Genomic DNA, 16,207 nt, shown 5'->3' on the forward strand with positions numbered 1-16,207 from the left:
GTTACATAAGTAAACAAAAGAAGAGAAAAAAATATGTACACCACTGTAAATGAAGACGGCATTCTCAATAACTACGCAGCTGAACCCAAGGTTTACTACGCCGAGTACCCAGCAATTTGGGAACAACGTAAATACGTTTTACAAGGTCTTTTTGCGGCTTTAATGGTAACAACTTTAGTTTTGGTTAGTTTTAGCGTTAGCTAAGATTTTCAATTTCGGTATCGCTGTATCTCATTGTCATTCGTACCTCTCTCTCTTACCCCGGTTAGTTTCGCCGGGGTTTTTTGTGTTTTACTGCTGTGCGATCGCATCTCAAACTACGACGTTGTTGTAGAATACCTGCGATCGCTCATAAAATAAAGACAAATCAATAAAAAGGGGTGTTTATGACAACCCAACTCGGTGAAACCAAATCTTCAACAGAACTGGTAATATCTTGGGAAGCGTTGCCCGCAGATTTTCAGTTAGAGGATGAACCAGTGGAAAATACAGGTCAGCCACTATTAGCTGGTGCTTTGCGCGAAAGCCTTGAGATAAGCGGTTTCATCCAACCGCAGATGTTGATAGCCTCAAATTTTGGACTTTGTGCAACAATAAACGGGCAATTTGTTGCTAAAGCACCCAACTGGGTTTATGTGCCATCGGTAAATCAAGTTTTAGGAGAACGCAAAAGCTATACACCCAATTTAGATGGGGATATTCCGGCAATTGTGATGGAATTTCTATCTGACGCTGAGGGTGGAGAATACTCTTTTAAGCGAACCTATCCACCAGGAAAATGGTTTTTTTATGAGCAGATTCTTCAAGTTCCAATTTACGTAATTTTTGACCCAAATGGCGGTTTGTTAGAATTTTACCAACTCGAAAACAGCCGCTACGAGTTAAAGCAACCTGATGAAAATGGTCGTCATTGGATTGATGCAATGGGTTTATTTCTGGGAACTTGGCAAGGAACAAAGGAAGCTAGAACTGGTTACTGGTTGCGCTGGTGGGATGAGGCAGGTAATTTGTTGCTTTGGGCGGTGGAACAAATTGAACAGGAACGTCAGCGTACCGAACAAGAACGCCAACAAAAAGAACGGCTAATTACCTATTTACAATCTCAAGGTATTGATCCAAATAATCTGCAATAGCATATATAAGCCAAATTTTCAAGTATTTGAGTGACTCAGTTTAAGCAAATAAGTACTGGAATGGGATGCCTCACAGAACAGTTCGCGGTTCGCGTAGTGTCTCACAAAAAACACATCGCTATATGCGTATTTTGCTAATTGCTCATAAAATTTAAAAAAGAGCCTTTTGCATACGTGGGCCCAAGTATGAAACGAATCTGGAAGTCTTTACTTCTAGCCTGGAAGTGGGTATTACTTTCAGCTGCTACATCAATTTTGATAATCCTAACGCAGCCAACTTCGCCCCTTCTGGCACAAGAACCTGCTGCTTCTACCACTATTGAAACGACAAAGCCCAATTCAGAAACAACTAAAGTCCAAAAGTTACGGGAAGCGCTGCAACGTTCATCAACGCCAGAAGAACCAAAACCCGCCCCTGAAGTTTCCGAACCGAAAAAGCCAGAGTCGCCACAGGAACCCCCACTCAGCCCGGAAGAACTCACCCGTCAGCTAAAATTTATAGAAGCGGATAAACTTTATCTGGCGGGACAAATCCCAGAGGCGGAAAAAATTTACCGCGAAGTTAAGCAGCCTTTTGGTAAAACATCAGATAATCAACAGCGTAAAACTGCCATACTCGACCCCACGCAACTATCCCCAGGAGGTAAAGTCTACTGGCGAGAATCAGAGGCAGGGATAGCACAAAAGTTGCAAACAAAAACTTTAGTACCTCTGCAACTATTAGTTGAGCAATATCCTGAATTTATCCCTGGCCATATCCGATATGCTGAAGCGTTGAAACAATACGATCGCACTAATGAAGCATTAGATATATTAGAACGGGCTTCTTCGCTGTATCCAGATCAAGCAGAATTAGTTAAAGCTAGAATTACAGCCCTAGCTGCTGATAAAAAATGGATGGAAGCGTCTTTAGCAGCGCGTCAATTTGCTATTCTCAACCCGAAAAATCCCCAAGCGCCTGAGTTTACAAAACTAGCAGAAGAAAATCTGAACCGTTACAAATCTTATACACAAGGAGAAATTAGAGGGAATGTCCTCGGTAATATTATTACAGGTGCTTTAGGTTATGCCGTCACTGGCAGTCTGCTTGGGCCATTTTCTGCCCTTGACTCTACCATCATGCTGCTACAAGGTGAACGAGCCATAGGTGAGTCGGTGGCAAAGCAGGCAAAAAAACAGCTGGGTGTAATTATAGACGAAGATATTTTGGCATACGTCAATGAAATTGGACAGAAATTGGCGAAGGTAGGAGGACGGGACGAGTTTAAATACGAATTCTTTGTGATTCCAGAGGAAAGCCTTAACGCCTTTGCATTACCTGGGGGTAAAATTTTTATTAATGCAGGTGCGATCGCTAAAGCTAATTCCGAAGCAGAATTAGCTGGGTTAATGGGTCATGAATTATCCCATGTACTTTTATCCCACACTTTTCAATTAGTCAGCGAAGGCAACCTGATCTCTAACGTTACCCAATATCTACCTCTGGGCGGCACCATCGGTCAACTCTTTGCACTCAGTTACAGCCGCGACATGGAACGTCAGGCAGATAATCTCGGCACACGCCTAATTGTTGCCACTGGCTACGCTGCTGATGGCTTGCGTAACTTAATGGTGACGCTAGAAAAACAGCAAAAAAATGCTCCTCCTAGTTGGTTATCTTCGCACCCAGGCGGCAATGAGCGAGTTAGTTATTTAGAAAACCTCATTACCCGTAATAGCTACAACCGTTACGCCTATGAAGGAGTGGAGCGTCATCTAGAAATTAAAGCACGGGTGAAAAAGCTAATCGAAGAGAAAAAAGCAAGAGAGGAAAAAAAATAGCGTTTTTAATGAATCAAAATAGAGAATTATTCGTCACTTAAACTATCAATTCCCTACTTATTTCTACTGGAGGATGATTTATGTCATCACAACTACTGCGATTGATATCTTTGGGTAGTATTGGCTTATCTTTGTGTCTGGGCAATTCGGCAGCAATGGCACAATATGACTCTACTGGCGACGGTGTAGTAGTACCAACAGTCCCATCAGGTGGGACATCAGCACCAGTCCCAATAGACACATCAACAGGTATACCCCCTTCACCCTCATCTGACGGTACAACTCGGTTTACCTGCCAGACTTACAACGGTCAGTCCACCGTTATGTATCAGCCACAAAGTCAACCAGGACAATTCTTTCCTTGGGCAGCACCTGCGGCTTTGGGCGGTGGTTGGGATGCACAAAGACGTTGTGCAACAATTGCCAGTCGCTTAGAACTGTATCGTCCAGATGGCTTACAAGAACTTCAGACATCTGTAGAAAATAACGAAAATATTGTCTGCGTTACAACAGAAGCTAACCCAACCTGTAGAATTGTGCTGACAGTACCGCGTGGCAAAGATCCTGTTGTAATCCGCAATAGCATTTTTCAGAACTTGACTACTGCTGACAACGGACAGCAGACTATAGCCGTTAACACTTATGGCGATCGCAGTAGTGGAGGGAATGAATTATATAATTTAGGACGTACACTTCTAGGGAGTGGCAATAATCGGATTAGTTCATCTAAAAGTGGCATTAATCTAAAGCCTTTCCTCGATCGCAAAGATGGTGGTACTGGAAACAATTTGCGGAATGGAGTAGCAATTCGTCGTCAGTCTCAGCCTAACGGTGTTCGTCTCAGCCCTGGTAAGTTCCGGTAAGCAAGAGTGGCTTTTAATACAAAATGAATTTCAAATAAAAAATATCCAACTACTTATTGTGGGGCGGACATCTTGTCCGCCTTTTTTTATGGGCATAAAATTGCTGCCCCTGGACTTCTTCAAGATGTCGGGGATTTAAATCCAACTGTATATTCTGAAAGCAACTCAATAGCAAATATTTGTTCTTTTAACCTTTTGCTAGCAGTTTCTTAATGTTGCTGAGATAACTTGGGGTTGCTGAATATGGATTAATACTAGTAAAATTCCTAGCTTTTTTGACTACAAAATAGTTTTTCTTGATAGTGATATTGCGATTGTCAATCTGACTAGATTATGTTTGCAGATTATTGCTGAACATCAGCTTTTTAGGCGATTTTCAAACAATACAAAATAAATTGAAGGAAACATTATTAATGGCTTTGACACAAGGCGATATTGCTTTTATCTCTTTCAATGCTAATGAAGATGGCTGGTCTATGGGCAGCACAAATATATCGAACTCCGACAACTCTTGTGTACTCTGCGCCTCTGCGGTTCCCTATTCCCAATTTTCAAAGCAGTCTTATGTCTAGAATCTATCTCAGAATTAAACATGCTAACTACTAATACAATTCGCTTTTCTCAATTCAACGCTTCTTTGAATCGTAATGCCGAAGGTCAGTTAGTGAGCGATTTGTCTACCCCTGACAACGCTCAGGCAAAGGCAGTTGCAGAAATCATCCAGCGTAATAACCCGGATGTGTTGCTAATTAATGAGTTTGACTACTCCCCGGAGGCAGTTCAACTATTGCGACAGAATTACCTAGCCGTTAGCCAGAATGGTACAACTCCCGTTGACTACCCTTACTTCTACATCGCTCCTTTTAATACGGGTATTGCCTCTGGTTTTGACTTGAACAACAATGGCACAGCAGTTACAACCCCAGGTACAGCAGGATACGGCGATGATGCTTTTGGATTCGGGAATTTCCCTGGTCAATACGGGATGTTGCTGTTGTCCAAATATCCCATTGACATTATCAACATCCGCACCTTCCAAAATTTTCTGTGGAAGGATATGCCTAATGCTTTGCTTCCTGACGATCCGACAACACCACAGCCAAATGATTGGTATTCTCAGGAGGAATTGGCAGTTCTACGCCTTTCTTCTAAAAGTCACTGGGATATACCCATCCAGGTAAACGGAGAGACAATTCATGTTCTCGCTAGCCACCCCACACCCCCAACCTTTGATGGCGTGGAAGACCGCAACGGTAAGCGCAACCACGACGAGATCCGCTTTTGGGCAGACTATATTACTCCTGGAAAAAGTAATTATATCTACGATGATGAGGGAAAAACGGGCGGGATTGCTTCTGGTTTAAGCTTTGTGATTGTGGGTGATCAAAATGCAGATCCGTTAGATGGTGATAGTTATGACAACGCTATTCGTCAACTGCTGCAAAATCCTGGAATTAATACTAATGTCATTCCTACCAGTCTTGGCGGTTCCCAACAAGCAGACTTGCAAGGTGGTGCAAACGCTAGCCAAAAAGGTAATCCTAGCTTTGACACCGCAGACTTTGCTGATACGGCTCCCGGAAATCTGCGGACTGATTACGTGCTACCCTCTGCTGACCTGACAATTACCAATTCAAGAGTATTTTGGCCTCTAAATACTGACCCAACATTCTCCCCAGTTGGTACTTTTCCATTCCCCAGTTCTGACCATCGCTTGGTGTTCGCAGATGTGCAAACTGGGCCGACTCAAGCAGGTAAAACTATTCCCAGTGTGGGATTTGAACGACAAACTATTTTTCCTACTAGCTTTATTCCGACTGGTGCGGCGGGAACGGTGAATGGCGCACCGATTCCAGTAGGTGGACTATCTGGTGTCACCTACGATGCTGTTAACAACCGCTACTATGCCATTTCAGATGATCGCTCTCAAGTTGCTCCTGCCCGTTTTTATACCTTCACTGCTGCCGATTCTGGGGTGACTTTTACCAATGTCACCGCCCTAAAAGATACCAACGGCAACTTTTTTGCAATCAACAGCCTCGACCCCGAAGATATTGCTTTAACTAACAATAGGACTGTTTTCATCTCTTCAGAAGGCGAAGTTAATCCTACTGTTGGTCGTGTTACTAATCCCTTTATTAAAGAGTTTTCGCTAGCTACAGGGCAAGAAGTGCGATCGCTATTTGTCCCGACAAAATTTCTACCAGTAGTTCAGGACACTAACAACAATGGTATTGTCGATGCCGGAGATACGCAGACATCAGGCGTATACAATAACTTAGCCTTTGAAAGCCTCACCATTACACCCGACCAGAAAACCTTATTCACCGCCACCGAAAACGCACTATCCCAAGATGGATTAAAAGCTTCACTCACCAGTGGTAGCCCATCCCGGATTCTGCAATACAATCTAGTTACTGGACAACCAGAAAAAGAATACCTCTACATTACCGATGCCATTCCCGAAGCACCCAACCCAAGCACAGGATCTGCTGACGACGGTTTGGCAGATTTGCTAGCAATCGATAATCGTGGTACTTTCCTGGCGTTAGAACGCTCCTTTGCCCAAGGTGTCGGCAATACCATCAAAATCTACGAAGTTTCTTTGCAAGGTGCAACTGACATCAGTTTCTACGATTCTCTCAATAGTTTGAGCGCTGAACAACTAGTAGCTATTAAACCCGCTCAAAAGCATCTGCTGTTGAATTTAACTGACCTCAATTTACCTACTGATGCCAATCACCCGATTACAGGAGTGGATAATATAGAAGGTCTTGCCTTCGGCCCCAAACTAGCAGATGGTCGTCAATCCATTGTGCTAGTGAGTGACAACAACTTTAGCAGTACTCAATATACCCAAATCCTCACCTTGGGTGCAGACTTGGTTCCAACTGCTGCACCTACAGTAGAAACTCGTCCTGGTTTATTTGACGATGAAGATCCAGCATTACCTGCTGTAGATCAGAATGCCGATGCTGATGACCCTGCCATTTATGTTAATGCCACAAATGCTGCTGATAGTTTAGTACTAACCTCAGTTAAAAATGCCGGACTGCGGGTTTATGACTTGTCTGGTAATTTGTTGCAAACAGTTAATCCCGGTGGTATTCGCTACAACAATATTGACCTGCAATACGGTTTCAAATTAGGCAATCAATCGGTTGATATTGCCGTAGCTAGCGATCGCAACAATGATAAACTAGCAATCTTCAAAATTAACCCCAACCCCAGTAACCCTGGTCAATATCTGGAAAATATCACCGATAGCAATATTGTTACTATCTTCCAAGCATCACCTTTTGAACCTCCTTATTCTGCATCAACTCGCAGTTCTTACGGACTTACCTTATACCGTAGCCCCCTAACTAATGATTACTATGTCTTTACCAGTCGTCGCCAAACTGGAGACATAGCTCAGTTCAAATTGATTGACAAAGGTAATGGCACAATTGGGGCTGAACTAGTGCGGGAATTCACCGTGCCAACAATTGAGGGTCGCGATCCCCAAACCGAGGGTATGGTGGTAGACCAGGAAACTGGCTTCCTTTACATCGGACAGGAAAATGTAGGTATCTGGAAGTTTCAAGCAGAACCAAACACTGGCACAACTGGCAAGCTAGTTGATCAAGTCAGAGATTTAGGTGGTACTCATCTCACAGATGACGTAGAAGGACTGACCATTTATTACGGCAAAAATGGCAAAGGCTACTTATTAGCATCTAGCCAAGGTGACAATACCTTTGTTGCCTACACGCGTGAAGGTAACAACGAATACGTGGGTAATTTTGCCATTGGTAACAATGGGGCGATTGACAGTGTACAAGAGTCAGATGGTGCAGATGTAATTAACGTACCACTGGGGCCTAACTTCCCATTTGGTTTATTTGTGACTCAAGATGGCTCTAATGAACCTGCCAAAATAGTTAGCAATGAAGGTGAAGAGGAAAATGTAAGTTCTAACTTTAAGCTGGTGCCTTGGGAAAATATAGCCAATACCTTCCCCAATTCTTTAAATATCGACACCACTAGTTACGATCCCCGCAATCCTGTTGCCCAACCCAAGCTAACTATTTATGAATTTGCAAACCTACCGAAGTTAGACACGACTTCTAAAGGTCAAGATATTTTGTTAGGTGGTTTTTCTGGGCTGTATTTCCAAGGAATTGCAGCAAATGGCAACATAAAATTTGTCACCAACACAGATCGGGGCCCCAATGGAGAACCTGATGGTGTCAAAAGACCATTTTTATTACCCGATTTCCAGCCAGAAATAGTTAGCTTTGAACTCAACCGCACCACAGGCGAAATCACCATTACCAACAGAACAAAGCTATTTCGCCAAGATGGGATAACGCCATTAACGGGATTGCCTAACTTGCAAGCTGTAGGAAACGGTTTAGCCTACACAGATGAAATTGCTATTGACTTAGACAATAATGTTTTAGCTAACGATCCTTTAGGTGCTGACTTAGAAGGAATTGTAATTGCAGAAAATGGAGATTACTGGATGGTAGATGAATACCGTCCGGCAATTTACCACTTTGCTGTTAATGGTAAGCTGATTGACCGTTTTATTCCTCAAGGAACTGCCACTGCACCCAACCCAGATCAACCAGATGGAACTTTTGGCACTGAGGTTTTACCAGCAGTTTATGCCCAACGCCGCAATAACCGGGGGTTTGAAGCTATAGCACTGGAAGGTAATAAATTATATGCCTTTATCCAGAGTCCAATTGATAGTCCAGATGTCGCCAATGATGCGACTTCCAAAGCTTCTCTCAACCTGCGAATTCTGGAGTTTGATATTGTTACCAAGCAGGTAACAGGAGAGTATTTATATCGCCTAGAAGGTCTACCGGGAACTGATAAAATTGGCGATGCAGTCTCCTTGGGTAACAGCAAATTTGCAGTAGTTGAACGAGATGACAATGGTACATCTGCTGGCAATAAACTGATTTACCAAATTGATTTAGCCGGGGCGACTAACATTAACAACCCTGCTAACTTTATCTTGCCAACTGGTAAAACTATTGAACAACTTACCTCTGCGGAGTTAGCTACTGCCAATATTACCGATGTCAGCAAGAGTTTGATTGCTAATGCTGCTCAGTTGGGTTACACCGGGGTGGAAAAATTAGAAGGTCTGGCACTGGTAGCACCCAACACCCTAGCCTTGATTAACGATAACGACTTTAACATTACGGGTAATACGGCTGCGGAAAAACTCGGCATTCTCGAACTACCTAATAACCTGATAACTGCACAGCCTACTTTCCCTGATAGCTTTGGTTCTAGCAACAACGATAATGTTACAGTTCAGCCAGGAAAAACGTTCTTTGCAGGTGACGGAGCAGATTTTGTAGAGGGTACTGAAGGGAACACAATCCAGACTGGAAACGGTGAAGACACAGTACTAGCCGGCAGCGACTCTTCAGTATCCACAGGAGATGGTAACGATCAGATATTTATTGGTCAAAATGGCCCGGCTCAAAATACCAGTGCTGATGGTGGCAATGGTAATGATGTTATTACCGTAGTGGAAGCTAGTGGTAGTAATAATTTACTTGGGGCGACAGGTGATGATAGTCTCACCGTAATTGAAGGTTCTCGTCAATCATTATTTGGTGGCTCAGGTAATGACACCCTCATTAGTGGCGGTAGCAATAACCGTCTCTACGGTGGTTCCGGTGATGACAAACTTTTTTCTAATGTCAATGACTCCCTGTTTGGTGGCGATGGTGATGATGTCCTATTTGCTGGTCAACAGGGTGGCGATCCCTACGGGGGGCTGCGCCAACGCTTAACTGGTGGTACTGGTGCTGACCAATTTTGGATTGCTAACGCCAGTCTGCCAATTAGTAAGAACATTGTCACTGACTTTACAATTGGCATTGATAAAATCGGGCTTGGTGGTATTGGTGTTACTCAATTTAGTGCCCTGACACTATTACAACAGGGTAATAATACTATCGTGAAAATCGGAAATACTGAGTTAGTTTCATTGACAGGAATTACATCAAATACTCTCACAGCAAATGACTTTATTTTCTCTGTCAGTGTTGTAGGTTAAATTGTTTGCCTATTGTGATTGTTACAGCTTCATTACACAGCAAAAGTTAATGAAGCTGTACTCAATCATTATTGCAAAAGCAATTAAAGAGAAGGGTTATAAAGCAATACAGTTCAGATAAGACCAAAACACTTGTAGAGATGGCGATTTATCGCATCTCAAAACCCACAATTTTGTACAAGTAGCCCTTAACTAAATTGCATTGGGTTATAAAGCAATACGGTTCAGTTAAGGACAAAAATTACCGAAAATTAAGAAAAAACGAACCACAAAGGGCGCAAAGGACACAAAGGAATAAGATTTTCAGAGAGTTTTTGGTAAGTCCTCAAAGGTTTTTGGCACTAACTGAACCGTATTGGGTGATAAAGAACTTATTATCTGACGGAAGTTACAAAAAATACATCATCTCAATGTATAAAAAATAATTTTTCATACCATCAAAAATATAGACATATTTGTTAACTGCATATTAGGTAAAAGATTGCAATACAAGATTTCTTAACCAGTCCACAATTTATTCACAACTTTTGCTATGTATCTTAATTAATATGCAATTGTGATTGTTAATTAAGATACCAAAACACTCTAAGGAAATGACAATTGTAGTGGTGGTTGACATTTAATAGTTCAGACTCAACAAGCTGACAAGTCAATTACATCTTTGCAGGCTAAAACTATTAGTTTTTCCTCACTATATTACTTTTTTTATTTCACTAGAGTGAAGACCATCTCAACAATTAAACACAGGGAGATTCTCTTTCATGGCTAAGAACGTCATCATAATGATTGGGGATGGTATGGGCTGGGAAATGGCTCGTGCAGCATCCATCTACAAAGAGATTCAAAATGGTAAGACAGGTGCTAATCTGAGTGATTTTTATACACAGGGTAAGGGTCAAGGACTCAACTTTCAAACACTCCAAGGCTACGGTTTGGCAACCACCTACGGGACAACGATCGCTGGTAGTAATGGAGTTTTTAGCACTGGTAATTCGGCTCTTGACGGTACTAATCCGATTACAGGAGAAAGCCCAGTTCGTCCTGGTTTCACCTTTGATCCAACTTCTAACCCAGGCAATACCCCAACAGGTGGCGCAAAAGTCAGTGATGGTGCTGTTGGAAACCTAGTAGGTTATGACCCTACCAGAGGTGGTGTTAACCCTTGGACTCCCGGTAACGATCCTGAATATATTAAGTACAGCTATCCTGACTCTGCAAACACCGCAACAACTCTGTACACTGGCGTTAAGAGCTACAACAACGCTGTTGGCGTTGATATTTTCGAGAATCCTCTAGAAACAATTCTCAAAACTGCGAACCAAGTTGGTAAATCCACTGGTTTGGTAACTTCAGTTCCCATTGATCATGCAACACCTGCTGCTGCTGCTGCCAACGTTAATCGTCGCAGCAAGTATGATGCTGACTATCCGGCATTAGACAACATCTTGCAACAGGAACTCCGTGTCTATCAACCAACAGTATTACTTGGTGGTGGACACCCACTCTCTGCTCCTGGAGACTTACTACCAGCAGGAGTTGAGCCGAATACGAGCAATGAATACATTAGCCAATCTACCTACACAGAACTTAGCACTAAACCCACAAACAACCTCTACGATTACACTTTCTTGGAGCGCGGTGAGAATGCCGCCCAGAAACTAGCTGAAACTGCGGCGACAATCGATCCAGAAAAAGGCGATCGCCTCTTCGGTCTGTACGGTGCGCGTGGTCAAAATGGTAACTTGCCTGTCAGTTCTGCCAACGGTGACTACAGCACCACTGGTTTAGATATGTTCAGCGTTTTCGCTAACCAAGGTGATAACGCCAAAGTGGACACTACACGTCCACTGCTGCCTGGAGAGACGGATGCATCTTTCATTGCCAAAGAGGTTAACGAAAACCCAACCCTCAATGATTTGACAAATGCCGCATTAAATGTGTTGGGTAAAGACCCCGATGGTTTCTGGTTAATGGTTGAAGGTGGCGATATCGATTGGTCTGCTCATGATAACAACATAGACAACTTGATCGGCACCACGTTGGATTTCGATAAGGCAGTTGGATCTACGATTGACTGGATCAATAACAATGGTGGTTGGGATGAAAACCTACTAATTGTTACTGCTGACCACGATCACTACCTAACTCTCGACGGTGATTTTCCGACTTTAGTAAAAAATCAAGGTGCTGAAGCATTAACCAATTTAGATACTCCAGCAGAAGTTGGACACTACTGGGGGTCTGATCCTACTGTCAAGTATGGTTGGGGAACTCACACCAACCGTCCCGTACCTGTTTACTACCAAGGTGCTGGTTCTGAAGTGTTAAATAGCTTAGTAGGTAAAGGTTATAATGCCTACGGTTCTGATATTCCTGGAATTGCGGGTTTAAACGATCAAACCCACATCTACCAGACGATGTTTGCTTCAATAGTGCCAAAAGTTGAGTTAGTAGGTTTTGCTTCTTTACCTGCTGATACCTTTAGTGATGGGCCAGCTTCTGGTGCAGAAATTTCAGCCAATGGTAGAACCGGGCCTTTCCCAGGACAGCCAATTCAAGGCTTTAGCGGTGTTCAATTTGCTAACAGCAACTCTTTGTACTTCTTGTCAGATAACGGTTACGGTAGCAAAGATAATAGTGAAGACTTTCTATTGCGGATCAATCGTCTAGACCCAAATTTTAAGGGAACAGAAAATGGAGACGGCAGCGTTAAAGTTTTAGACTACATTCAACTGTCTGACCCTAACAACAAAATTCCTTTTGAAATTGTGGATGAGGGAACTACTGGAAGATTACTGACTGGTGCAGACTTTGATGTAGAGTCATTCGTCTTTGATAAAGACGGGACAATTTGGGTTGGAGAAGAGTTTGGCCCCTACCTGCTGCATTTTGATGCCACTGGTAAGTTATTAGAAGCTCCCATTGCTACACCCGACCAATTCAAAACATTAGATGGAGAAGCACCTAAAGTTATTGGTCACAGAGGTGCAAGTGGCTATCGTCCAGAACATACCTTAGAGTCTTATAAGCAAGCAATTGAGCGAGGTGCTGACTTCATTGAGCCTGACTTGGTTGTGACAAAAGATGGTGTGCTAATTGCTCGTCATGAGCCAGCTTTAGCAGTTTTGAACGCTGATGGCACTGTCAATTTCAGCAACACAACCACAGATGTCTACAAGCATCCAGAGTTTGCCGATCGCAAGAAAACAGTAAGTTTGGATGGAAACACAATTACAGGTTGGTTTGCTGAAGACTTCACTTTAGCTGAAATCAAGACTTTACGCGCAGAAGAGCGTCTACCTTTCCGAGATCACTCCTTTGATGGTCAATTTGAAATTCCTACCCTCACGGAAATCATCGATTTAGTTAAGCAAGTAGAAGCCGACACAGGTAAAAAGATTGGCATCTATCCTGAAACTAAGCATCCAACCTATTTGGCCGATGAAGCTACTTATGTCGGCACGACAGACAAAGTTAACCAAAACATCAGTCAGTTACTAATTGATACGCTGAAGGCAAATAACTTCACTGACCCCAGTCGCATCTTCATCCAGTCCTTTGAAGTGGGCAACCTCAAAGAACTACATGATGTCATTATGCCTGCGGCTGGAGTGGATATTCCCCTAGTTCAATTGCTAGATGCAAGTGACATTGATATCAACGGTAAGATAATCGAGAGTCAGCCTTATGATTTGAAAGTCAGTGGTGACACTCGCACCTATGGCGACTTACGAACACCAGAAGGCTTGGCTGAAGTTGCCACTTATGCTGATGGCCTTGGCCCTTGGAAGCGGATGATTGTGAGCGTCAAAGGTACTGATGCTAATGGTGATGGCAAAGCCGATGATGTAAATGGAGATGGAGCAGTTAATGATGCTGACAAGACAACATTACCTCCTTCAACCTTAATTCAAGATGCTCACAACGCCGGGTTGCAGGTTCATCCTTACACCTTCCGGGCGGAAGATCAGTATTTAGCAGCAGATTACAAAGGAAAGCTAGAGCTAGAGATCCAACAGTTCTATCAATTAGGTGTAGACGCACTATTTAGTGATTTCCCAGATATCGCGGATGAAGTACGGGATCAATTCAGAGATGATCTTCAGTATAATACGGTGCGATCGCCACAAAATCCCGATGTGCTTTCAGGAGATGCCTTTGCTAACTTGGGTGGTTCCAAAGGTTTTGAAGGTGGAGCAATCAACGCTAGCAAAACCAAGCTCTATATGCTGCTAGAGGGTACAGTTCAAGGTGATACTCCTAGTGCTTTGCGGATTAACGAATTTGACCTTGCTAGCCACAAGTACACTGATAAAAAGCTGTACTACAGATTGGATAATCCGGCAAATGCGATCGGGGATTTAGCAGTCATTAACGATAATGAGTATCTAGTCATTGAGCGGGATGGTGGTCAAGGAGCCTCAGCTAAATTCAAGCGGATCTACAAAATAGACTTGTCTAAAGCAGATTCCAATGGTTATGTAGCCAAGGAAGAAGTTGCAGACTTGTTAAACATCCAAGACCCCAACGACCTGAATGGAGATGGCAAAACCACCTTCGACTTCCCATTTGTAACCATTGAAAATGTTTTAGTTGTTGACAAAAACACCATTTTGGTAGCTAATGACAACAATTATCCCTTCTCTACAGGTCGTCCTGGAAATGATCCTGAAAATCCAGTCATAGACAACAATGAAATTTTACTGCTGAAGTTGGAGAACCCCCTTAATCTTGCTCCTGGCTTAGGTCAACCTCAAGCAGAAGAAATTAATTTTGGCTCTACTACCAGTGATGATATTATCGTTCAGCCAAACCAAACCTTATTCACAGGTGACGGCGCAGACTTTGTAGAAGGTACTAAAGGAAACACAATCCAGACTGGAAAGGGTGAAGACACGGTACTAGTCGGCAGCGACTCCTCGGTGTCCACAGGAGACGGTAACGATCAAGTCTTGATTGGCGTAAATGGCCCTGCTAACAATACTAATGCTGATGGTGGTGCTGGTGATGATGAAATTACCGTAGTGGAAGCCAATGGTAGTAATAATTTGTTTGGGGCAGCAGGTGCTGATACTCTCACAGTAGTTGAAGGTTCGCGTCAATCATCCTTCGGTGGTTCAGGTAACGATACCCTCACTAGCAACGGTAGCAATAACCGTCTCTACGGTGGTTCTGGAGATGACAAACTCTTCTCCAGTATCAATGATTCCCTATCTGGTGGCGATGGTGATGATGTGCTATTTGCTGGTCAACAGGGCGGTAATCGCTTAACTGGTGGTACTGGTGCTGACCAATTCTGGATTGCTAACGCCAGTCTGCCAACTAGCAAGAACATTGTGACTGATTTTGCGATCGGCATTGATAAAATCGGGCTGGGCGGTATTGGTGTTACTCAATTTAGTGCTTTAACACTATTACAACAGGGTAGCGATACTTTGGTGAAAGCCGGAAATACAGAGTTGGCTTCATTAGTTGGAATTACATCAACTAGCCTCACAGCAAATGATTTCGTTTTTTCTGCTAGTGTCATTTAGCTCAAAAATGATTAAGTAAGTTAAGGTGAAAAAAACTAAGTATGTTACGAAACGCAAACTGCTTTAAAACCCTTACTAATGACCAATGACAAAGGACAAATGACAGCCTTAGCCAGTTAGCTTTAATTTCGCCGATTTACTTACAGCTTAGGTTCAATGTTCAAAATGAATTAAGCTGTAGCGCTTTTGCTAACTCTAAAGAGTGATATTGCAATCATATTTTGATTTGCTCTCTATCTAAAGGATTAGATCCCCGACTTCTTGAAGAGTTGGGGATTTTTTTGTCCAAAATCTTAACTTGTTTATAACTTTCCTTAAACATTGAACAACTATCTTTTGAGACAGTAACCAAAGTTAAGTTCATTTAATTGTCTGCACCATTTTGTGTGGACACTAAGCATTTTGTCGCCAAATACTATTTAGGTTTCTGTAGCCAAGAATTTTTTGCTTGGGTTGAGCGTAATTAATTGCTCATACAGATACACAATTGCTGCGATGAATCGTAGCTCACAATACTTAAGGAATAGTAAGCATGGCTGATACAAATGGCAACGGTAGAAATGTCATTATTTTTGTTGCGGATGGATTGCGTAACGGTTCTGTAAACCCTATTGATACCCCAACTTTAGGGACTTCCAGAAAATAAACTATTCCATCACCAATAATGATAATCATTTTAGAGGGGAATGAAGGGGCTGCCGTCGGCAGCCCCTTCATTCCCCTTTTGTAGTAATTTAAATAATGACGCTTGTTTTTGAGTGTGGTAACTGATGGCCATAATATTAA

7 protein-coding genes are annotated in these 16,207 nt (G+C 42.7%); 6 read left to right on the forward strand and 1 reads right to left on the reverse strand.

All coding sequences use genetic code 11. The annotated features are described in order from the left end of the window. The first annotated feature begins 33 nt into the window (after positions 1-33). The 6 genes from psb34 to IQ274_RS36540 all read left to right on the forward strand — a co-directional run bounded on the left by psb34 (position 34) and on the right by IQ274_RS36540 (position 15,421). The gene (psb34, locus tag IQ274_RS14015; protein ID WP_194142605.1) at positions 34-204 is read left to right on the forward strand and encodes a photosystem II assembly protein Psb34; all 171 of its coding nucleotides are present in this window, start codon (positions 34-36) and stop codon (positions 202-204) included. Positions 205-386: 182 nt separating this feature from the next. Then, positions 387-1,133 (forward strand): Uma2 family endonuclease, encoded by a 747-nt coding sequence (locus IQ274_RS14020; protein ID WP_194142606.1) that lies wholly within the window; start codon positions 387-389, stop codon positions 1,131-1,133. A 186-nt stretch (positions 1,134-1,319) separates the two neighbouring features. Beyond that, on the forward strand, positions 1,320-2,954 hold the full coding sequence (locus tag IQ274_RS14025) for a M48 family metallopeptidase (protein ID WP_194142607.1): 1,635 nt from the start codon (positions 1,320-1,322) through the stop codon (positions 2,952-2,954). Positions 2,955-3,034: 80 nt separating this feature from the next. Then, on the forward strand, positions 3,035-3,817 hold the full coding sequence (locus IQ274_RS14030) for a COP23 domain-containing protein (RefSeq protein WP_194142608.1): 783 nt from the start codon (positions 3,035-3,037) through the stop codon (positions 3,815-3,817). 592 nt (positions 3,818-4,409) lie between these two features. Then, a complete protein-coding gene (locus IQ274_RS14035) occupies positions 4,410-9,887 on the forward strand; it encodes a phytase (RefSeq protein WP_194142609.1) in 5,478 nt (1,825 codons plus the stop codon). 761 nt (positions 9,888-10,648) lie between these two features. Next, positions 10,649-15,421: an esterase-like activity of phytase family protein gene (locus IQ274_RS36540; RefSeq protein WP_228058183.1), complete on the forward strand. Its 4,773-nt coding sequence runs from the start codon at positions 10,649-10,651 to the stop codon at positions 15,419-15,421. Positions 15,422-15,937: 516 nt separating this feature from the next. Here the strand turns inward: IQ274_RS36540 and IQ274_RS36545 are convergent. After that, the coding region (locus tag IQ274_RS36545) for a hypothetical protein (RefSeq protein WP_228058184.1) at positions 15,938-16,207 on the reverse strand (270 nt) is incomplete at its 5' end.

This window comes from Nostoc sp. LEGE 12447, from assembly GCF_015206985.1.
GTDB lineage: Bacteria > Cyanobacteriota > Cyanobacteriia > Cyanobacteriales > Nostocaceae > Nostoc.